The following is a 20949-nucleotide window of genomic DNA, read 5'->3' as shown; positions in this document are numbered from 1 at the left end:
GCTTTCACCGCAAACCCTGTTGCGCCGTGCCGTGTCAGTGGTGGCGCATTATAGGGAGCCGAGGATTTTGCGCAAGGCTTTTTTGAAGAAAATCACAAAAACGGAGTTGTTCGAGCAAATATCAAGCAAAAGACCTGTTTTTGGCTATTTTCCATACGAAATGCGGCCCTTGAAGACTAACTTGGGCGATCAATTGTGAGGATCTCACCGCCTACCCAGTACTCCCCTCCGCCCAAGCGGCCTAGAGGATCCAGTGCAGTGGCATCAACTTTTAGCCGTTCACCCTTGTTAGCGGCAATCTCATCACTGATGTGTACCTGCTTGACCTCCAGAAACAGTAGCTGCTGAGGCGCGCTGCCAATCTCTTCACTTTTATAGAGCTCACAGTAAAGGGCCACCTTGGCATTCGCTAAACGGGGCAATGGCGATTCATCGAACTCCGCCAATGCTAATGCCTGCGCGCTGACCTCTGACTCACCAACGGCGAGCGGGCGCGAGCTTTCGGTAACCTCACCGGCTAACTCACTGCCTGCAATATGCACGACGCAGCGCTGGCGGCTAAGAATGTTGGCGGCAGTATCCTTGGGGCCGCCTTCGGGGCGTTGACCAATCGATACCATCAATAGTGGGGGATCGGAACACACGGCGTTGAAATAGGAGAACGGCGCCAAATTGTAACTCTCGGCCTTTGAGTTCTCAGTGAGGATCCAAGCTACCGGCCGGGGAGCAATCACCTGGGTCATACAGTGATAGCGCTGATTAGGGGTGAGTTGCGAAAAGTCGAGTTCCATATCGCTTGTCCTGATGTCGTTGGCTTACCTATATAGATAGGCGGCTTAGCCATATAGCGGGCTTGTCTATCTGTCTTATCTACATAGAAGAAAAAGGGAGCCCCCGGCTCCCTTGTGTACAAGAGTGATTGGCTATTGCTGAATAACCTTGGCCAATGCGGCCAAGCAAAGCGCAATGTTTTCCTTGCGAGCGGCATAGCCCATCAAACCAATTCGCCAAGCCTTACCGGCAAACTTACCCAGACCAGCTCCAATCTCAAGGTTGTAATCTTCCAATAGCTGTTTACGAACTGCGGCATCGTCCAGACCTTCTGGAATGGCGATCAGGTTTAGCTGAGGCAGTCGAATTGCTTCATCGACCATCAAGGTCAGGCCTAGCTTGTCTAAGCCTGCTTTTAACTCTTGGTGCATCGCCGCGTGGCGGGCCCATGCATTCTCTAAGTCTTCTTTATATAGCTGTAGTAAAGACTCATGCAGTGCATACAGCGCGGTAACCGGGGCGGTATGGTGATAGGAGCGTTTCTGTTCTCCCGACCAATAGCCCATGACCAAGGTCTGATCGAGGAACCAACTCTGTACTTTCGATTTACGCGCCTTGAGTTTCTCAATAGCCGCTGGGCTAAAGCTCACTGGCGAGATCCCCGGTACACAAGACAGGCATTTTTGCGAGCCCGAGTAGATAGCATCAATGCCCCACTCATCAACCTTTAATGGAATACCGCCAAGAGATGTCACGCTATCGACGATAGTCAGACAACCATGCTGCTTGGCCAGCGCACACAGCGCTTGGGCATCGGAGGCAACACCGGTCGAGGTCTCGGCGTGAACAAAGGCGACAAACTTGGCATCGCTATGTTGCTCGAGTGCTGCTGCCACCTTATCAACGCTAACCGCTTGGCCCCATTCATCTTCAACAACAACAGCCTCGCCACCGCAGCGCTCGACATTCTCCAGCATGCGCTGACCAAACACGCCATTAATACACACCACGACTTTATCGCCCGGTTCGACCAGGTTTACAAAGCAGGTCTCCATGCCCGCAGAGCCCGGCGCAGATACCGCAAAGGTATGAGGGTTCTCGGTTTGGAAGGCGTACTGCAGTAGTTGCTTAATCTCATCCATCATCTTGATGAACAATGGGTCCAGGTGGCCGACGATGGGGCGGCTTTGCGCTTGCAATACGGCAGGGGAAATATCTGATGGGCCGGGGCCCATTAAGGTGCGACGAGGGGGGTTAAACGACTCAATATTCATGTTCTATCCTGAATGTCTCTTTTCGTTGTTGTCCTTGGGTTCATACACTTTAGCACTCATAGGGGAAGGCGAAAAACCCGACGAAATGCGTACAGGTCCTAGGGCGTGTAACGAAAGCGTTAGCCAGACCGCGCAGCGAGCACGAAAAGAACTTAAGGCGCTGAATATAAATTGATCTAAAACAAATGAAATTCAGATAATTTATTACGTGAAATTTCTAATCTCAGGGGCAATGAGCGATAACACCGACTAACGGCTCCGGAACACATCAAGCGCAACTGAATAGAGTCAATTTAGACAAAATAGTCAGTAGCCTATGCATAGGGCTATGCTAACGCCCAAAACCCCACGTAAGCATCTGTTAAGTATTGGATATGTTAAGTCATCACTTTCTACTAATAGAGTCGCAAAGGTAATACATATTCACCATTCTGACTATTTATTCAACGTTATCCAACGCATGCCTCTAGTGGCTTTAGGTCAAACCATATGCATTAGTTTTTCTTATCAAAATTAATGAGCTAAATCAGTTTGTTGACCAAGTGGTGCAGATCTAAACTGATCGCAAATTAAGCAAGAGGATCCGGCCATGAGCAACTCAACCACCACCATTCAAAACAACTCAGTTTTCAGCCAAGCTAAAACCACCTTCGGCGGTTTTTTTCAATTAGGTAACCTATGGCTGCAACGCCAACGCACTCGCCGTCAACTGGCGCAACTTCCTTCTTACCTGCTGCGTGACATCGGTCTGAGCGAAGCCGACCGCTACCGCGAGTCAAACAAGCACTTCTGGCAAAACTAAGTTTCTGCTTTAGGCCAAGGATCTCAGGCTCATACGGCATGTGTTCGCACATGCCGTTTTTGTATCTCCCTTCTGATTATTGCTACTATTCGCCGCACACAGGCTAACTCGAACACTCATGCACGCTGAACTCTGTAACCTTCTGGTGGTTCTCGGTCCCACCGCATCCGGTAAAACCCGCCTGGCCATTGAACTGGCCCGCAAACTTCATGGCGAAGTGATCTCGGCGGACTCTCGTCAGGTCTATCGAGGCCTGGATATCGGCTCTGGGAAGGATCTGGCAGAGTATCAGGAGATCCCCTATCACCTGATTGATATTGTTGACCCGGGTGTGGAGTACAGTGTGTTCCACTTCCAGCGCGATTGCTTTGCGGCCTGTGAAGATATCGTCTCGCGGGACAAACAGCCGATAGTAGCCGGTGGCACTGGGCTCTATTTAGATGCGGTATGCCAGAACTTTGCCCTGCAAGAAGTAGCGATTAACCCTGCCCTGCGTGAAGAGCTGGCAGCGCTCAGCCTGGAACAGCTCCAGCAGCGCCTGCTAGCGCTCAAGCCCGAGCAACACAACGACACCGACATGGCGACCCGGCCACGGCTAGTGCGCGCCATCGAAATTGCCCAAGCCACCGCCCGTGGCGAGGTGATCCACAGCCCGAGCTACCCAAAGGTCCAGCCGCTGTATTTTGGTATTCAGTGGGACCGCCCGGTATTACGTAAACGCATTACCGAGCGCCTTAAGCAGCGCTTGCAGGAAGGTATGATTGAAGAGGTGGAGCAGCTGCATGCTCAGGGCGTAAGCTACGACACCCTAGAGTTTTACGGTTTGGAGTACCGGATGGTCGCCCAGTACCTTAAAGGTGAGCTTAGCTACAACGATATGTTCCAAAAGCTCAACTCGCAGATCCACCAGTTTGCCAAGCGCCAAGACACCTGGTTCCGCAAGATGCAACGCCGCGGCGATGCGATCCATTGGCTCAAGCCCGAGCAAGATCTTGTGGAACAAGCGCTACCGATTATCGAAGGGCGCGACTATCAGCCCTTATCATTTCGCTCAGAGAGCCAGTAGTAAAGCGCCATCACCAGATGGCCGAGGCTAAGGACAGCCACCGCCAACCAACTAAGCTGCAGCGCCACTTTGTATACCGCCTGCCCTACCGGCAGGTAAAGATTCAGTAGCCCAAGCACCACCAGCAACAGCACACATAGCCCCATGCACTGCCGGCAACGCCCCAGCTTGGCGAAGAACCAAGACTCTTCGCAGTAACGACACGCCATAGCGGCCCTTATTTTCCTAACATCCGGCCGATAATAACCTGAAACAGCCGCCCATAGGGAGGGCGCATCAATCGCCCGGCACTCACGCGGGCTTGTTTAAACACAGGTCGAAGCTTAGAAAATTGCAGGAAGCCATCGCGGCCGTGGTAGTGGCCCATACCACTGGGGCCGACCCCGCCAAACGGCAAGTCGTGCTGGCCAACGTGCATTAGCACATCATTGAGCGCGACGCCGCCAGAGAGGGTTTGCTCAATCACCCGCTGCTGCAGCGCGCTGTCGTCAGAGAACAGATACAATGCCAGCGGTTTATCGGCCTGATTAACCTGCTTGAGCGCCGAGTCAAACTCTTGGTATTCCAGTACCGGCAATAGGGGGCCGAAGATCTCTTCGCGCATTACGTGGCTGGTCAATGGCGGATTAAGGACAACGCTCAGCGGATACTTCCCCTCAGCGTCGCCCTGTTGCAGCGCCACTACTTCAGCCCCATCACGCGCGGCTTGCTTAGCCATCGCGTCCAGCCGCTCATAAAAACGCGGATGGATGATGCTGGTATAGGCATCATTGTCGACCTGTGGAAGATGGCGCTGGCAATAGTGGCGACAGGCGTCCACAAAGGCTTGCTGCTTGCCGGCTGGCAACAGCACATAGTCAGGCGCTACGCAGGTCTGCCCAGCATTAAGGCTTTTGCCCATCATGATCCGTTGGGCAGCTTTGTCGATGGGGTAGTCATCGGCAATTAGTACCGGCGACTTGCCACCAAGCTCGAGGGTAACCGGAGTGAGATTAGCACTGGCCGATTGCATCACTCGCCGCCCGGTGGGGGTGGAGCCAGTAAACACCAGATGATCAAAGGCCAAGGCGCTGAATAGCGGCCCTAGCTCGGCATCGCGATCGCCCACTACCCTCACCCACTCGCGGCCCAGATAGCGCTCAGTTAACTCCGCCAGCAGCGTACTTAACTGCACGCTGTGCTCCGACATCTTTATCATCACCCGGTTGCCCGCAGCCAATGCGTCCACCAGCGGGCCGATAGCCAGCAGCAAAGGGTAGTTCCAGGGCACTACGATCCCGACTACACCCAAGGGCTGCGCCTGCACGCGGTTACGCGCCCCCGCAAACCACCAACTTACCTCGCGTTTGTGCGGCTTTAACCAGCGCTTAAGGTGTTTGCGACTATGGCGGACCGCACTCAGTGCCGGGAACAGTTCAATCAGGCGAGTTTCATCACGACTGCGATGGCCAAAGTCTTGGTTGATGGCTTGGCAGATAGCCTCACTGTTCTCTAACAACATTGCTTCGAGCTGCTTAAGGCTCTGTTGCCGGGTAGCAAGATCGGGATATCGCCCCTGATTAAAGATGCGCTGAAGCTCTTGGAGCTGCCCCTCCAGATAGGCTTGGCTTGCAGGCGCTTGCTCAAGCGCCGGTTGACTAGACATAGACACTCTCCCTGCTGGTCCAACCACGATAGGGCGTTCCGATACGAAGTCAAACATCTGCGCCTCGCCAGACTTGATCCTTGTGAGCGAGATCCGCATAGTGCTGATCATATTGAACAATGTGGTAGTGATTCTTTGACAGCCTTTAATGCGCCATGGTGGGCGCGCAATCGTCACCTGCAAACCTTGCTTCCCACCTGGTACAAGCGTAATCAGCAGATCCCCTTGGAGTGGGAGGAGCTAACCCTAAGCGACGGCGATTTTGTCGATTTGGCGTGGCACCCAACCGTTCAGCCTCCCGGTGAGCAGCAACCACTCGCGATTGTGTTCCACGGTTTAGAGGGCTCGGTGCACTCGCCCTACGCCAAGTGCATCTTGCCAGCGTTGGCTGCGCAAGGCTGGGCTGTGGTATTGGTGCACTTTCGCGGCTGCAGTGGGCGCAGTAATCGCCAGTGGCGCAGCTACCACAGCGGCGACAGTGCCTTTGCCGGCGAAGTGGTCGACACCTTGGGCGAGCGTTTCAGCGGTAGCCCCTTGCTGCTGCTAGGCTACTCACTGGGCGGTAACCTGCTGGCTAACTACCTAGCCGATACGCCCCATTCGCGAGTGAAAGGGGCTGCACTGGTATCGCCACCGCTTGATTTGGCCGCCTGCTCGGAGTCTATCCAGCGAGGCTTCTCACGGGTCTATCAGCACCACCTGCTTAGCCGTATGAAGCGCAACCTGCAGCGCAAGATCCGCCAACAGCAGAGCGCACCACTGGCACCGGAGCAGGTCACGCAATGGCGTAACTTTTGGGAATTTGACCAACATTACACCGCGCCAGCCCATGGCTTTGCCGGCGCCGATGACTACTACCAACGCTGCAGCGGGCTGGGTAAGCTCAAACACATCGCCATTCCCACCCTGCTGCTGCACTCCGCCGACGATCCTTTCATGGACAAGCGGGTGATCCCTCAGGCACACCAGCTTTCTACCGCGGTAGAGTATCGTTTGAGCGACACCGGCGGGCATGTGGGCTTTGTCCATGGTAGTCTGTGGCGCCCGCGCTTTTGGCTGGAAGAAGCCATACCGCAATGGTTCAGCCAACAGCTGCAACCAGCTAACAATTAGAGAAAGATCATGCTGATTATCCCCTGGCAACAGCTCCCCGAAGAGACCTTGAATAACCTGATCGACAGCTTCGTGCTACGTGAGGGCACCGACTACGGCGAGCAAGAAGTCTCGCTGGAAGAAAAGCGCTTGGCGGTCAAGCGACAGATCACCAATGATGAGGTGCTGATCGTCTACTCAGAGTTGCATGAAAGCGTCAACCTGATGGAGAAAAGCCGCTTTGCCGAAGCCCAAAGACTTAACCAAGGCGGGGAGGGTAGTTCGAGTGATAAAGTGAATTTACTGATGCAAGCAAAATCAAAGCTTTAACACTGAAAAACATCTTGAAATTTCTATTTTGAAATATTGTCAAAGTAGAGTATAACTCATAAAGTTGCACTCAGATGGCAGTATAATCAAGGAAGATGAGACACAGCCGACAAGCATATCTACTTTAATAGAGGTTTCATATGGAAATAACAACCTTATTACTCGAACAAATCAATCAAAGCGGAGCTATTCCCAAGAAACTTAGAAAACAAGTTAAGCTAGCTTCCAGTGACAAAAAAAACATCATACAAGAATTGGAGAATCTAACACCTTCCTTTTTCGACAAACTACCAACGGCAAGCCAAGAATACTTAAAAGACATGCTTTACCTTGAGTCACACCATAACTCTAAATGGGAAAGGTTCACCCCTGAACTCTCAACAGCTCTAAAGGTCTGCAACAAACTACTTGGTAAAAAGATTTCTTCAAAAATCGCCCCTCACATTTGGGGAAGCATAAGAAAATTAAACCAAAACAAGAGAAAAGCACTTCGAATCATAAGGTTTCATACTCCATTTATGAGGTTTGAGGATTTGTTACAAGTAATAAAATTCAACCCTCTGATTTTACAGTCCCCTTTTTGTAAAGGCATAGCCACGAACAAAGCGATAGATAGCTTTTGGGAGTACGGGAACTCTGAATCAGGTTACATACTCGGAATTGATATAATAAACAGCAATGGTGATTTTTATGTTATAGAGTGTAATGTAAGCCCAGCGATTCTCTCAGATAGAAAAGTTGCGTTCTTGAAAGAGCCTATTGCAGAAGGAATCTCTGAAATCTTGGAGTCAGGAGAATTCTGTAACATAGATATATTTATGCCTTGGCTAACGTCTGTAGACTCATGGTTTTTGGAAGAAATGCAACAAAAATGCGATGAGAAAAACATATCTTTGAACATATTCGAAGACCCCAGAAGAAACTTATCTATCAACTCACAGAAATACCCATCAAAAAGAACACAATCTAAAAATTCAATTTCATTTGACATGAGAGAGCATGAAGCCGGGCAGAGCTTTCTGTTGAATAACAAACACTCCTTCCTAAGTATTCTTCTAGAAGAAAAGAAAAATAACAAAAACTACAAATATAGCGTTGCCCCTATGAGCAGCACCCCTCAGGAAGACTGGTTTAATAAAACTTCCAATTCCCTTCCAAACATAGTAATAAAAGAGCCATCTGAAGACAAAGGCGAGAACGTTCATTTCATAAAAGCAAACTCACCAGATGATGCAATAAGAAAAGCAGAAGCCATTGTCAAAGACACAGAAGGTTATGTTTACCAACCTTTTATAACCTCTAACCTCGTAGATGAAGAGTACGTTTACGACATTAGAAGCTATCTAATCATCACCCCAAGCTCTGTGGTTTTTTCAAAGGCATTTTCCAGAGTATCAGGGACACCAATAGCTCCCCCTCGAAAAAATGAAGAAAACATAGACAGGAAATCGTTCATGAGCAATACCAGTTTGGGGGGCAGAATAGTTAAACTACCTCAATATGAGATAGACAATATCAGAGAAGTCACGATTGATGTTGGTAAAGCCTTGCAATCAGCCCTTGGTTCATCTTTCACAATATCTTAGGTGCCATTTTTAACTATCTTTTCTAGCAGAGGTAGAAAGCATAGAAGGCAAGCTCGAATTGCTGCAAACTACTTTTAGTGCTCTAAGTAAAACAACAGGTCAGGTACTGTATATGTCAGCTAAACATCCCATTATTGCGATCACCGGTTCCTCTGGCGCGGGCACTTCCACCACCAGCGAAGTGTTTGCCCACCTGTTCCGGCAGCACAAGCTGAACGCCGCATTTATTGAAGGCGACAGCTTCCATCGCTACACCCGCCCGGAGATGGATGTGGCTATTCGCAAAGCGCGCGAGCATGGCAAACACATCAGCTACTTTGGCCCGGAAGCCAACGATTTTGATTTGCTGTATGAGTTCTTTAAGCAATATGGCGAGGACGGGACCGGCCAGTATCGGCGCTACCTGCACACCTTCGATGAAGCCGTGCCCTACAACCAAATGCCGGGCACCTTTACCCCTTGGCAAGATCTGCCCAGCGATACCGATGTGCTGTTCTATGAGGGCCTACATGGCGGGGTGGTCTGGGATGAAAAGAACGTCGCCTCGAAAGTCGACTTTTTGATAGGCATGGTGCCCATCGTTAACTTGGAGTGGATCCAAAAGCTGGTGCGCGATACCACTGAACGCGGCCACTCCCGCGAGGCGGTGCAAGAGTCTATCGTCCGCTCGATGGACGATTACATCAACTACATCACCCCGCAGTTCTCCCGCACCCATATCAACTTTCAGCGGGTGCCCACGGTGGATACCTCCAACCCCTTCAGCGCCAAGACCATTCCCAGCCTGGATGAGAGTATGTTGGTGATCCGTTTTCGGGGGATTAAGAACATCGACTTTCCATTCTTGCTGTCGATGATTGATGGGGCGTATATGTCCCGCCGCAATACCATCGTGGTACCGGGCGGGAAGATGGGCTTCGCGATGGAGCTGATCCTATCGCCGATGATTCAACAGCTCATGGAAACCGGAAAAATCCGCTAGGGCCAGCGCCTGCCCACTTTATCTATCACCTTAGGCTACTTGAATCTCATAGCTGTGGGTGATCTCGCAGTGCTTCTCCAGCATCAGCGACACCGAGCAGTACTTATCCATGCTCAGGCTTACCGCACGAGCAACGTGCTTCTCGCTGAGATCAGTACCGGTCACGGTAAAGTGCAGGTTAATCTTAGTGAACACCCGAGGGGCACTCTCTGCGCGCTCAGATTGCAGCTCAACCTGACAACCGGTAACCAGCTGACGCGCCTTCTCCAAAATGCTGACCACATCCACCGAGCTACAACCACCAGCGGCCATCAGTACATATTCCATCGGGCTCGGCCCTTTCTGGCCTTCACCGTCCATAATAATTTCGTGGCCAGATTGGCTATGGCCAACAAACTGCAGTTTATTCGACCAGGTCACACGGGCTTGCATCGACATATCTCCGACTAAATGAAAATCGGCACAGCTTAATCTAGGTCAATCTCCGTTACCAGTGCATAAAGTATGCTGCTGATGAGAAAGCCTTGCAGGGAGCACTTAAGCCTAATATGCTAGGGCAAGTAATGGATGACCATAACAATAAAAATGCTTGCTGCTCAACGAAGTAGTAAGTCGTTAAAAAGACTGAGGATATTTACTTTATGGTAATTGGCAAACCCCAAGCTGATCCAGTGATGGAATGGTTCCTTTCGCACTGTCACATTCATAAATACCCATCAAAGAGCACCCTGATCCACGCCGGCGAAAAAGCCGAGACCTTGTACTACATCGTTAAAGGTTCTGTTGCGGTACTGATCAAAGATGAGGAAGGCAAGGAGATGATCCTGTCTTACCTGAATCAGGGCGACTTTATGGGTGAACTGGGTCTGTTTGAAGACACTGAAAACCCCATCCGCACCGCTTGGATCCGCGCCAAGAGCCCATGCGAAGTGGCTGAGATTTCATACAAAAAGTTCCGTCAGCTGATTCAGGTTAACCCTGAGATCCTGATGCGCTTATCCGGTCAGATGGCCATGCGCTTGCAGGTTACCAGCCAAAAAGTAGGCGACTTGGCCTTCTTGGACGTAACCGGTCGCATCGCACAGACGCTGCTGAACCTCGCCAAGCAACCCGATGCAATGACTCACCCAGATGGCATGCAGATCAAGATCACCCGCCAAGAGATTGGCCAGATCGTTGGCTGTTCACGCGAAACCGTGGGCCGCATTCTGAAGATGCTGGAAGAGCAAGGTTTGATTACCGCTCATGGTAAGACCATCGTAGTTTACGGCACCCGCTAGGGCTGACCGTAACGACAAAAGGCCGCGCAAGCGGCCTTTTTTGTATCTGTGTGACCCGTCCTTATTGCTGGGAGGTATCGGTACTGGAGAAGATCTTATCCGCCGAGGCTTCCACAAAGCCTTGATAGAGCTTGCCGTCAGTCGCTGGGTAGCGCCGGGCAAACTCGTAAAAACAGGCGGGGATGGTATAGCTGCCGTCGCTAAAGCTCACCTCCACCTTGTCTGCCAGCGTGGCACTCTGCTCCAACAATACCGCCGGCGATCCCTTGATCTCGCCCCCTACGCGGTTAAGCGTAAAACCCGCATCACGCAGCACCTGATTCACCTGCTCTAAGCTATCGAAGCCACTCAGGTGATTGACCGATACGGTGAAGTGGTTGGCGCGATAGCCAAAGGCGGCCAGCCAAGCGGCGTATTCGCTCTCGCTCAGCAAGCTCTGATACTCAGCGTAACTAAGCTGCCAAGGCCGCCCTGAGAACAGCACCGAAGGCTGCTGATAGAGCTCACCACTGACTTGCCCGGCTAATCCGCGAACCAGCTGCTGGGCGGACTCTGACAGGCTCTCCACCTGCAGCTCGCTGATAAACACCTTGGGCAGGCGCTCATCGTCATGCTCGTAGTGACGTGCATCCAGATGCTTGTTGGCGAAGTGGTAGCTGCCACCCTCGCGATAACCGAGCGCCAGCAAATGCTGGGCGAAGGCTGCGATGCCCTGCCCGGGGAGGTTGTAGCTGCGCAGGGCAATATGATCGTTGATGATCGCCTCCCCTTGGCCAAGCAGCTGATGAATCGCCTCCGCGCTGGGGGTGACACTGAGGTATTGCTGCCAAAGGCGTTCAAATAGCAGTTGCGGTGTCATGTAGCCTCCTTGCCACTGTCTGGTACTAACTTGTCACTTAGGCCTGTCGCTAAACGCTTAGACCTTCGCTAAAAACCTGGGCCTGGCGTTAAAAACGCAGGCCTGGTGCTAGCTTTTCAGGCATTAGCGACTGCTCGCCTTCCATCGAGGCCACCGGGTAAGCACAGTAGTCAGCAGCATACAGCGCTGAGGCGCGGTGATTACCCGATGCGCCTACCCCACCGAAGGGCGCTGCACTGGAAGCGCCGGTAATCGGGCGGTTCCAGTTAACAATACCAGCGCGAATTCGCGCCAAGAACTCTTGCCAGCGCGTCTCTGAGCGGCTCAACAGACCGGCTGACAGACCAAAGCGGGTGTTATTAGCCTGCTCGATGGCCCAGTCCCAATCGTCATAACGGATCACTTGCAGCAGCGGGCCGAAATACTCCTCATCGGGCAGCGCTTGGATATCAGTGACGTCGATAATCCCCGGCGAAACAAAGCCCAGTTCAGGGCTGGCCTGAGTAAGCTCCAGCAGGCTACGGCCACCCAGCCCAATAAGCTGCTGCTGAGCGTTAACCATCCCTGCCGCGGCGTTGGCTGAGATCATCGCCCCGATAAACGGCTGTGGCTCAGCATCGTAATCGCCAACGGCAATTTGGCCAGCAACCTCAAGTAAACGACTCAGTAGCTGATCGCCTTGCTCGGTGTTCGGTAGGAACAGACGACGGGCGCAGGTACAGCGTTGACCCGCAGAGATAAAGGCCGACTGCACGATATCGTGCACCGCGGCGTCAACGTCGTCGACTACATCGACTACCAGCGGATTGTTCCCACCCATCTCCAGCGCCAGGATCTTGCCCGGATGAGCGGCAAACTGCTGATGTAGCAGGTGGCCGGTGTTCGAGCTGCCGGTAAAGAACAGGCCATCGATACCGGCATGCCCTGCCAGCGCCTTGCCGGTTTCCACTTCGCCTTGCACCAGGTTCAGTACGCCCGCAGGCAACCCGGCCTGCTGCCACAGATCGACTACTCGCTCAGAGGTAAGTGGGGTTAGCTCAGATGGCTTAAGTACCACACAGTTGCCCGCAATCAGCGCTGGCACAATATGGCCATTGGGCAGGTGGCCGGGGAAGTTATAGGGGCCAAACACCGCCACCACACCGTGCGGTTTATGACGCAACACCGCGGTGGCGGCAGGTAGCTGCTGCTCGCTCTCGCCGGTGCGTTCTACATAGGCCTTCTCCGAGATGGCAATCTTGCCGATCATCGCGGCTACTTCGGTGGCAGTCTCCCACAGCGGTTTACCGGTCTCTTGGGCGATCACCTGAGCCAGCTCAGTTTTGTTCTCAGCCAACAACTCAGCGAAACGCTTAATAATGACCAAGCGCTGCCCCAGCCCCAACTGGAACCACGCGAACTGCGCCGCGCGTGCCGCCGCCACCGCTTGGTCGACTTGCTCGGGAGAAGCGCTGGCCCCTTCCCATAGCAATTGATTCTTCGCCGGATCGAGGGATTGAAATCTCGTTCCCTGCCCTGCCTGCCATTGGCCGTTAATCAAGTGTGTGGTTGCTTGCATCATTTCACCTGTTATTTCTCAAATCGCAGTGCGCATGCCCGCAGGCTATCGCCATTACTCAGCAGCAAGGCATTGGCTACCTCAGCACTGACTTGTATCCGCTGTTTATCGAGGCGCACTACGGGAGCGACGCAAGCGCGGAAGTCTTGCATCTTAGTATTCGCCAACAGCAGCTCTTCGCCGCCTTGGTCTTGCGGGCGTTCAGCCACCTCAACCTGATAGAGGGCTGAGTGGCGAACGCTGTGGATCAGATCGCGTGGACACTCCACGGTGGGGCCGGCATCGAAGATATCGACGTAGCCATGTTTGCAGAAGCCTTCGGACTCGAGCAGTCTCAGCGCTGGGCGGGTCTTCTCGTGCACCTCGCCAATCACCTGCTGGGCTTCTTTGCTAAGCAGGCTGACGTAGATGGGGTACTTGGGCATTAGCTCAGCGATAAACTCTTTATTGCCCACGCCGGTTAAGTAGTCGGCGGTGGGGAAATCGACACTAAAGAAGTGCTCTTCCAGCCACGCCCAAAACGGCGAGCGACCATTCTCATCGCTAACCCCGCGCATCTCGGCGATCACCGAGTCGGCGAAGCGCTCAGCATGCTGAGCCAACATCAAGAAGCGACACTTAGAGAGCAGCCGACCATTGTTGCCTTGGCGGTGAGATTCGCGCAAAAACAGCGTACACAGCTCGGTGACCCCGGTGTAATCATTGGTCAGGGTCAGGGTTTCTACGGTGTTATAGACATTCAGGCTGCGTGAGGCATGCACCACCTTGCCCAAATGATAGGTATAGAACGGGCTATTTAGCCCGACCGCCGCCTCGATGGCCGTGGTGCCTACCACCTCGCCGGTGGCGCTATCTTCCGCCACCATCAGGTAGGTTTGATCGCCCGGTTGGCGGGTATCACTGGCAAACGAGGCGATCGAGTGCTGCAGCTTGGAGCGCAGCAGCGGCTCGTCCACTGGCAGCGAGGTAAAGCCGACCCCTGACTCCACCGCCATCTGTAGCAATGCCGGGTAGTCGCTTTCGCGGATCGGTCGAATAACTAACATCTACAGGAACTCCTTATCCAGTAAGTGTTATGGATGTTGCGGCCCTAGGCCGCAACGACCTTGGCTACCGCCTGTTCAAAGCGCTGCATGCCCTCGCGAACATCGGCTTCAGAAATAACCAGCGATGGAGTGAAGCGCACCACGTTGGCACCAGCCACCAGCACCATCAGGCCACAGTCTGCTGCCGCCATCAGGAAGTCTCGGGCACGGCCTTGGTATTGCTCGTTGAGTACCGCGCCAATCAACAGCCCTTTACCCCGCACCTCGGCAAATACATCGTACTTAGCGTTAATCGCGGCCAACTGCTCGCGGAACCACTGCTCACGCTGTTGCACGCCTTCCAGCACCTCGGGGGTGTTGATCAGGTCAAAAGCGGTTTCCGCCACCGCACAGGCCAGCGGGTTTCCGCCGTAGGTGCTGCCGTGGGTGCCTACTTTAAAGGTTTGGGCAATCTCGGTAGTGGTGAGCATGGCACCGATAGGGAAGCCGCCCCCGAGAGCTTTGGCGGAAGTCAGGATATCTGGCTGCACCCCAAGGCCTTGGTAGGCGTATAACGCGCCGGTGCGGCCCACACCAGTTTGCACTTCATCGAAGATCAGCAAGGCATTGTGGCGGTCACATAGCTCGCGCACCTGCTTCACGAAGCTCAGATCAGGGCTGATGATGCCGCCCTCGCCTTGCAGCGGCTCCATCATTACCGCACAGGTATCGTCATCGATTAGCTGCTCAAGCGCCGCTAAATCGTTGTAAGGGATGTGCTGTACATCACCGGGTTTGGGTCCAAAGCCATCGGAGTAGCTGGCCTGACCGCCTACGGTTACGGTGAAGAAGGTACGGCCATGGAAGCCTTGTTCGAAGGCGATAATCTTGGTTTTGTTGGCGTGGTGGTGATCGATGGCGTAACGACGTGCCAGCTTGAGTGCGGCTTCATTAGCCTCGGCGCCGGAGTTACAGAAGAACACCTTCTCGGCAAAGGTATTGTCCACCAGCTTTTTGGCCAAACGCAGGGCGGGCTCGTTGGTCAACACATTGCTTAGGTGCCACAGCTTGTTGCCTTGTTCAGTCAGAGCATTAACCAGCGCTGGGTGACAATGACCCAGGCAGCTAACCGCGATGCCACCGGCGAAATCGATGTATTCTCGCTCTTGTTGATCCCACAAACGCGAGCCTTCGCCGCGCACTGGGATCACCGCAGAGGGTGCATAGTTGGGAACCATGACTTCATCGAATAACGCGCGATCCACGGTCTGAGACATAAACTTACTCCTTGTCTTCAACACTGAGGGCGCTATGCAGGCCCTCAAAAGAGTTAACAAAAGGTTAAACTCGTCCTAAAAGATTGCCTAAGAATTACGTTAAATTGTCGAGATCTCAAGCTATTCCGGTAGAAAATTTCAGGTTAGAGCATTCACCTCAGTGCATAATTCCGCAGGCTAAACTCCTTGATTCAAGCAGGAAGCACAGCAAGCAGTGAGTAATTATGCTAACAAAGAGAATATTTTTTCAAGCGATTTTATCGTGGAATCGACGCGCTTTTTCAGCAGATTTTCAAGAAATTATCCAGCAGCTCCAGACCTTGCTCGGTCAAAATACTCTCGGGGTGAAACTGCACGCCGTGGATGGGTAAGTGCTGATGCTGAAATCCCATGATTTCATCCGGCTCACCTCGCTCATTCTCGGTCCAGGCGGTCACGCTAAGACACTCGGGCAAGCTGGCTTTATCGACCACCAAAGAGTGATAGCGGGTCACCTTGAGCGGCTGGCGTAAGCCGCTAAATACTGACTGGTTGTTGTGAGCAATGGCGGTAACCTTGCCATGCATCGCCTTGCGCGCCCGCACGACCCGGCCACCAAAGTGTTGGGCGATGGCTTGATGGCCAAGACACACGCCAAGGATCGGCAGCTTGCCGGAGAAATGGTCGATGGCCTGCAGCGAGATCCCGGCATCATCGGGCGTGCAAGGGCCCGGAGAGATCACTAAGGCACTGGGCTGCATGGCTTCGATCTCGTCAATGCTGATCTGATCGTTACGCTTAACCGCAACCTCGTGTCCCAACTGCGCGAAGTATTGGAACAGGTTGTAGGTAAACGAATCGTAATTGTCGATCATCAATAGCATGCAGTATCCGGAGCAACAGCCAACAGGCCGCATATTTGAATCGAAAACGCAGCGCAAAGCAAATTTACTCACCGTCAGGCCACTATTGATCGCCCTACCCCAGCGCAGCGTTAGTCAAATAAGCACATCAAGTGAGGGTTTACCATGCGTTGGCTGGTAATTGGCATCGTGTTACTAAGCACAGTGAGTTGCAACAGTATGAAGATCAATCAGTTCGACCAAAGTTCTCCGGTTCTGGTGTTGGAAGATTTCTTCGAGGGACGTACCCAGGCCTGGGGGGTGTTTGAAGACCGTTTCGGCAACCTTAAGCGCAGCTTTACCGTGGACATTACCGGGATAGTAGAAGGCGATATGCTAGTGCTCGACGAGCGCTTTGTGTTCGACGATGGCGAGCTGCAACAGCGCGTCTGGCACATCAAGCTGTTAGGCGATGGTAAATATGTCGGCTTTGCCGATGATGTGATTGGCCAAGCCCACGGCGAGCAAGCAGGCAATGCGCTGCGCTGGCAATACCGGCTCGCCCTCGAGGTGGATGGGCGCACCTGGCAGGTGAACTTCGATGATTGGATGTTCTTGCAGCCGGGCAACGTGTTAATCAACCGGGCCAAGATGAGCAAATGGGGCCTGAACTTGGGCAGTGTGAGCTTGTTTTTCTACAAGAGCGACCACGCTCCACAGCAGGTGTGGCAACGCGCAGGCATGCACACCGCGCAACAGCCGCTAACACCACCGATTAACCTGTAGCCGCAGCGCTCCTCAAGAAACGAACCCCAACAAACAACAAACCCGGCAAAAGCCGGGTTTGTACGTTAACAAGCAGCTAATACCAATCCGGATAAGTAAGTGATCAGAGATTGCGCAGGGAAAATCATTGAGGACGAGGAAGAGCTTGCCGTAACTAGTGGGCTAATTACAAAAGCGTTGACGCTGTCATCAATGATTTTAACCAGCAAGAATGAGCAATTACTTGTGTGGATTGGTATACCGCCTAGGGGCGCTTGATAAAGCCAACCACTTCCTTCACCTTGTCCAGCGTCTTAAGCGCCACAGCGCTGGCACGCTCAGCGCCATCTTTCATCACGCTATCCAGGTAGTCGGCATCTTCGCGGATCTCTTGGAAACGCTGCTGCACCGGCTCTAGCATGGCCACTACCGCATCGGCGGTATCCACTTTGAGGTGTCCGTACATCTTGCCTTCGTAGCTAGCAACCAGCTCATCGATGCTCTTACCGGTGGCAACCGATTGCAGGGTCAGCAGGTTAGAGACACCGGGCTTCTCGTCACGGTCGAAGTAGATGCGCGCCTGCTCGTCTGAGTCGGTCACCGCCGCTTTAATCTTCTTGGAGATCTGCTTTGGGGTGTCGCTCAGCAGCACAAACGCTTTCGGGTTCTCATCCGATTTAGACATCTTCTTGGTCGGCTCTTGCAGCGACATGATCCGCGCACCGAACTCAGGGATATACGGCTCAGGCACCTTGAACACGTCCTCATACGCCGAGTTGAAGCGGTAGGCAATATCGCGGGTCAGCTCCAGGTGTTGCTTCTGGTCGTCGCCCACTGGTACGGCATCCGCTTGATACAGCAGAATGTCAGCCGCCATCAGCGATGGGTAAGTGAACAGGCCTGCGTTGATGTTATTGGCGTGCTTGGCAGATTTGTCCTTGAACTGGGTCATGCGGTTCAGCTCACCCATCTGGGTGTAGCAGTTAAGGATCCAAGCCAGCTGAGCGTGTTCAGGCACCTGAGACTGCACGAAGATAACGCTCTGTTTCGGGTCCAGACCACACGCCAGGTAGGTAGCCAATCCGTCCAGTACTTGAGTCTTGAACTGCTCAGGCTCTTGGCGAACCGTAATTGCGTGCAAGTCAGCCAGCATAAAGTGACATTCATAGTCATTCTGCATCTTAAGCCACTGGTTGATCGCACCAACGTAGTTACCAATGGTCATTTTTCCGGAGGGCTGAATCCCACTTAGAATTACGGGTTTAGTCATTTTCTTCCTACTTCACTTGGATACGTTATTGGAGATCAACAGCGGCGGCATCTTCCAGCCACTGCGCCAGCTCGCGTAAGTCACTGCTGACCGCTTCTGGCTGGCTAAGAGCGATATCTTCACCGTAGTTGTAGCCATAGGTCAAGCCCAATGCCTGACAGCCCGCCGCTTTTGCGGCAAGAATGTCATTTTTTGAGTCGCCAATCATCAGGATGCGCTCGGGCGCCACCGAAAAGTGCTCGGCAGTGTGTAGCAGCGGCAGCGGATCTGGCTTTTTCTTCGGCAGGCTGTCGCCAGACAACACCAGGCTAAAATAGTGGGCAATCCCCAACTCTTCGAGCAGTGGCTGGGTAAAGCATCCCGGCTTATTGGTGACAATCGCCATCGGCCGAGATTCTGAATGCAGGGCCTCAAGCGCTTCGGCAACGCCGGGGTAGAGCTTACTGGCCACACACAGATGCTCGGTGTAATAGGCCATAAACGCTTCGCGCGCCTGTAGGTAGAGCTCGTCGCTAATACCCGGTGCAATCTCACTGGCACCGCTGAGGGCACGTTTAATCAGTACTTCGGCGCCATTACCCACCCAGTGGCGAATGGTTTGCTCATCGAAGGTGTCGCGGCCAAGCTGCTTGAGCATGGCGTTAATCGACAGGGCCAGATCGGGGGCACTGTCCACCAGCGTCCCGTCCAAGTCAAATATCAGCAGCTCGATATCCTGCAGGTGTTTCATTCCAAGCTCCAACTACTTAACCTTGGCCAATGCTTGGCGCATGTCGTCGATCACCGCCTTGTAATCCGGCTTGCTGAAGATGGCCGAGCCCGCCACAAACATGTCGGCGCCTGCTTCGGCAATCTCAGCGATGTTATCGGCGCTTACCCCACCATCGATCTCGAGACGAATGTCATAGCCGCTTTCATCGATACGACGGCGCACTTCGCGTAGTTTGTCCAAGGTAGACGGGATGAACTTCTGGCCACCGAAGCCCGGGTTAACCGACATCAGCAGGATCAGGTCTAGCTTGTCCATCACGTGGTCAAGGTAGTACAGCGGGGTGGCCGGGTTAAACACCAGGCCGGCCTGACAGCCGTGCTCTTTGATAAGCTGGATGGTGCGGTCGATATGCTCAGAGGCTTCCGCGTGGAAGGTGATCATGCTGGCACCAGCCTTGGCAAACTCGGGTACCAGCGCATCAACCGGTTTGATCATCAGGTGCACATCGATGGGCGCAGTCACGCCGTAGTTACGCAGCGCCTTACAAACCATTGGGCCGAACGTTAGGTTAGGCACATAGTGGTTATCCATCACGTCAAAGTGCACAACATCGGCGCCCGCATTCAGCACGTTTTCAACCTCTTCACCCAAACGGGCAAAGTCTGCGGCTAGAATAGAAGGAGCAATCAGGTAAGGCTTGGTCATAGTGGTTTCGCCAGCAAGTTAAATGGGTGGATCACAAAGGTGGGCAATTTTAACTCAGCGATGGCTGTGAGCCAAACCGAATCACCAATGAATCATGACAAGGAAGCGATGATGGCGGCGAAACCTCCCTCGGCCTTAAGAAGCGTGCTGGCGGCGCTGCTCGGGGTGCAATCCGAACAGCAGCGTAAAACCGATTTTCAGTACGGCAGCCTGCCCAAGATCATCCTGCTGGGCGTGGTGATGATTGTGTTGTTTGTGTTGTTGCTGATCGGGGTGGTGAACCTGGTAACCTAGCTCTGTTCGCTGCCAAGCGAGTTACGCCTTGTACAAGGCAAGCAACTCACCCACCTTCAGGCGCTGATGGCCCTTGCGGCTAATAGTGCGTTTGACACTCAACTCTTTGAGCTTACTGCCGCGATAGATGTCGCGGGTAAAATCCAGATCATGGTTGCTGATCAATACCGTGGCACCGCGGCGCTGCGCCTCTCCGGCCAGCTCGCCGAGCTTTTCCTGATCGGCGCGGTTAAAGCCCTTGCTGGCATAGTTGGTAAAACTGGCGGTGGGGCTAAGCGGTGCGTACGGTGGATCGCAATACACCACATCGCCTTGTTTGACCTTGGCAAAGGTATCCACGTAGGAGCAGCACTCAAAGGTGGCGCGCTTGGCCTTTTCGGCAAATACCCACATCTCATGCTCGGGGAAATACGGGCGCTTGTAAGAACCAAACGGCACGTTAAAGCCGCCCTTACGGTTGTAACGGCACAAGCCGTTGTAGCCGTGGCGGTTCATGTACAAAAACAGTAGCGAGCGCAAGTAAGGGTCGCTGGTGCCGTTAAACTGCTCGCGAAACTGATAGTAACGCTCTGAGTCATTGTTCTCGGCAGAGAAGTAGTCTCGCGCATCGGCAATGAACTGCCCGGGCTGACGCTGCAAGATCTGATACAGGTTGATCAGATCCGCATTGATATCGGTGAGGTAGTAACGCGGAAAATCGGTATTAATAAATACCGATGCAGCCCCGACAAAGGGCTCAACCAACAGCTCCCCATCAGGGAGCTGTGCTTGAATGTCTTCTACCAGGCCATACTTACCGCCAGCCCATTTAAGAAAAGCGCGGGTTTTCTTCATG

General features: G+C 53.2%; 24 protein-coding genes. 10 read left to right on the top strand and 14 right to left on the bottom strand.

The window, feature by feature from the left end:
• Positions 1–199: hypothetical protein (locus G461_RS26275; protein WP_211236278.1), on the top strand; the 199-nt coding region annotated here is incomplete at its 5' end.
• On the opposite strand, the gene G461_RS0113465 is transcribed toward G461_RS26275, so the two are convergent.
• Together G461_RS0113465 and G461_RS0113460 are read right to left on the bottom strand one after the other, a co-directional pair.
• Positions 177–791 carry a flavin reductase family protein gene (locus tag G461_RS0113465; RefSeq protein WP_026972227.1) on the bottom strand — a complete coding sequence of 205 codons (615 nt, stop codon included), beginning with the start codon at positions 789–791 and terminating at the stop codon, positions 177–179. The genes G461_RS26275 and G461_RS0113465 overlap by 23 nt on opposite strands.
• 132 nt (positions 792–923) lie before the next feature.
• Positions 924–2045, bottom strand: a complete 1122-nt coding sequence (locus G461_RS0113460; RefSeq protein ID WP_026972226.1) for a pyridoxal-phosphate-dependent aminotransferase family protein — start codon at positions 2043–2045, stop codon at positions 924–926.
• Positions 2046–2634: 589 nt separating this feature from the next.
• Here G461_RS0113460 and G461_RS0113455 point away from each other — a divergent pair.
• On the top strand, positions 2635–2847 hold the full coding sequence (locus tag G461_RS0113455) for a DUF1127 domain-containing protein (RefSeq protein WP_026972225.1): 213 nt from the start codon (positions 2635–2637) through the stop codon (positions 2845–2847).
• A gap of 118 nt (positions 2848–2965) precedes the next feature.
• The gene (gene miaA, locus G461_RS0113450; protein WP_026972224.1) at positions 2966–3913 is read left to right on the top strand and encodes a tRNA (adenosine(37)-N6)-dimethylallyltransferase MiaA; all 948 of its coding nucleotides are present in this window, start codon (positions 2966–2968) and stop codon (positions 3911–3913) included.
• Here miaA and G461_RS24255 read toward each other — a convergent pair.
• Complete coding sequence (locus tag G461_RS24255) at positions 3880–4122, bottom strand: DUF3624 family protein (RefSeq protein ID WP_035480306.1); 243 nt, start codon at positions 4120–4122, stop codon at positions 3880–3882. The two genes, miaA and G461_RS24255, sit on opposite strands and share 34 nt — an antisense overlap.
• Before the next feature lie 8 nt (positions 4123–4130).
• Positions 4131–5558: a coniferyl aldehyde dehydrogenase gene (locus G461_RS0113440; RefSeq protein WP_026972223.1), complete on the bottom strand. Its 1428-nt coding sequence runs from the start codon at positions 5556–5558 to the stop codon at positions 4131–4133.
• Positions 5559–5693: 135 nt separating this feature from the next.
• Here G461_RS0113440 and G461_RS0113435 point away from each other — a divergent pair, with 135 nt between their 5' ends.
• The 4 genes from G461_RS0113435 (at position 5694) to G461_RS0113420 (ending at position 9548) form a co-directional block, all read left to right on the top strand.
• Entirely contained in the window at positions 5694–6671 is a 978-nt protein-coding gene (locus G461_RS0113435) for a hydrolase (protein ID WP_035480303.1), read from the top strand.
• Between the two features lie 12 nt (positions 6672–6683).
• Positions 6684–6980, top strand: a complete 297-nt coding sequence (locus G461_RS24250; protein WP_084429241.1) for a YheU family protein — start codon at positions 6684–6686, stop codon at positions 6978–6980.
• Between the two features lie 140 nt (positions 6981–7120).
• A complete protein-coding gene (locus tag G461_RS0113425; RefSeq protein ID WP_026972221.1) occupies positions 7121–8566 on the top strand; it encodes a hypothetical protein in 1446 nt (481 codons plus the stop codon).
• Between the two features lie 112 nt (positions 8567–8678).
• Positions 8679–9548, top strand: a complete 870-nt coding sequence (locus G461_RS0113420) for a phosphoribulokinase (RefSeq protein ID WP_026960160.1) — start codon at positions 8679–8681, stop codon at positions 9546–9548.
• A 30-nt stretch (positions 9549–9578) separates the two neighbouring features.
• Here G461_RS0113420 and G461_RS0113415 read toward each other — a convergent pair whose 3' ends face one another.
• Positions 9579–9980, bottom strand: a complete 402-nt coding sequence (locus G461_RS0113415; protein ID WP_026960159.1) for an OsmC family protein — start codon at positions 9978–9980, stop codon at positions 9579–9581.
• Between the two features lie 209 nt (positions 9981–10189).
• On the opposite strand from G461_RS0113415, the gene crp reads away from it, so the two are divergent.
• Positions 10190–10828: a cAMP-activated global transcriptional regulator CRP gene (gene crp, locus G461_RS0113410; protein WP_026972220.1), complete on the top strand. Its 639-nt coding sequence runs from the start codon at positions 10190–10192 to the stop codon at positions 10826–10828.
• A 61-nt stretch (positions 10829–10889) separates the two neighbouring features.
• On the opposite strand, the gene G461_RS0113405 is transcribed toward crp, so the two are convergent.
• The 5 genes from G461_RS0113405 to G461_RS0113385 form a co-directional block, all read right to left on the bottom strand.
• Positions 10890–11687, bottom strand: a complete 798-nt coding sequence (locus tag G461_RS0113405; protein WP_026972219.1) for a DUF1338 domain-containing protein — start codon at positions 11685–11687, stop codon at positions 10890–10892.
• Between the two features lie 88 nt (positions 11688–11775).
• Positions 11776–13245, bottom strand: a complete 1470-nt coding sequence (gene astD / locus G461_RS0113400; RefSeq protein ID WP_026972218.1) for a succinylglutamate-semialdehyde dehydrogenase — start codon at positions 13243–13245, stop codon at positions 11776–11778.
• A gap of 11 nt (positions 13246–13256) precedes the next feature.
• Entirely contained in the window at positions 13257–14291 is a 1035-nt protein-coding gene (astA, locus tag G461_RS0113395) for an arginine N-succinyltransferase (RefSeq protein WP_026972217.1), read from the bottom strand.
• Between the two features lie 44 nt (positions 14292–14335).
• On the bottom strand, positions 14336–15547 hold the full coding sequence (locus tag G461_RS0113390) for an aspartate aminotransferase family protein (protein ID WP_026972216.1): 1212 nt from the start codon (positions 15545–15547) through the stop codon (positions 14336–14338).
• 281 nt (positions 15548–15828) lie between these two features.
• Positions 15829–16410 carry an anthranilate synthase component II gene (locus G461_RS0113385; protein WP_026972215.1) on the bottom strand — a complete coding sequence of 194 codons (582 nt, stop codon included), beginning with the start codon at positions 16408–16410 and terminating at the stop codon, positions 15829–15831.
• A gap of 144 nt (positions 16411–16554) precedes the next feature.
• Here G461_RS0113385 and G461_RS24245 point away from each other — a divergent pair, with 144 nt between their 5' ends.
• Complete coding sequence (locus G461_RS24245; RefSeq protein ID WP_084429237.1) at positions 16555–17154, top strand: DUF3833 domain-containing protein; 600 nt, start codon at positions 16555–16557, stop codon at positions 17152–17154.
• Positions 17155–17398: 244 nt separating this feature from the next.
• On the opposite strand, the gene trpS is transcribed toward G461_RS24245, so the two are convergent.
• The 3 genes from trpS to rpe are packed head-to-tail and all read right to left on the bottom strand — an operon-like array spanning position 17399 to position 19820.
• Entirely contained in the window at positions 17399–18403 is a 1005-nt protein-coding gene (gene trpS, locus G461_RS0113370) for a tryptophan--tRNA ligase (RefSeq protein WP_026972213.1), read from the bottom strand.
• A 25-nt stretch (positions 18404–18428) separates the two neighbouring features.
• The gene (locus G461_RS0113365; RefSeq protein ID WP_026972212.1) at positions 18429–19133 is read right to left on the bottom strand and encodes a phosphoglycolate phosphatase; all 705 of its coding nucleotides are present in this window, start codon (positions 19131–19133) and stop codon (positions 18429–18431) included.
• 12 nt (positions 19134–19145) lie between these two features.
• Positions 19146–19820, bottom strand: a complete 675-nt coding sequence (gene rpe / locus G461_RS0113360; RefSeq protein ID WP_026972211.1) for a ribulose-phosphate 3-epimerase — start codon at positions 19818–19820, stop codon at positions 19146–19148.
• Between the two features lie 87 nt (positions 19821–19907).
• On the opposite strand from rpe, the gene G461_RS0113355 reads away from it, so the two are divergent.
• Positions 19908–20114: a DUF2970 domain-containing protein gene (locus G461_RS0113355; protein ID WP_051333567.1), complete on the top strand. Its 207-nt coding sequence runs from the start codon at positions 19908–19910 to the stop codon at positions 20112–20114.
• 21 nt (positions 20115–20135) lie between these two features.
• On the opposite strand, the gene G461_RS0113350 is transcribed toward G461_RS0113355, so the two are convergent.
• The gene (locus G461_RS0113350; protein ID WP_026972209.1) at positions 20136–20948 is read right to left on the bottom strand and encodes a Dam family site-specific DNA-(adenine-N6)-methyltransferase; all 813 of its coding nucleotides are present in this window, start codon (positions 20946–20948) and stop codon (positions 20136–20138) included.
• Between the last annotated feature and the right edge of the window lies 1 nt (position 20949).

Origin of the sequence: Aliagarivorans marinus DSM 23064 (assembly GCF_000429485.1) — a bacterium.
Taxonomy (GTDB): Bacteria; Pseudomonadota; Gammaproteobacteria; order Enterobacterales; family Celerinatantimonadaceae; genus Aliagarivorans; species Aliagarivorans marinus.
Note: the sequence above shows the minus strand (reverse complement) of the source record. Positions and strands in the feature narration are given on the sequence as shown.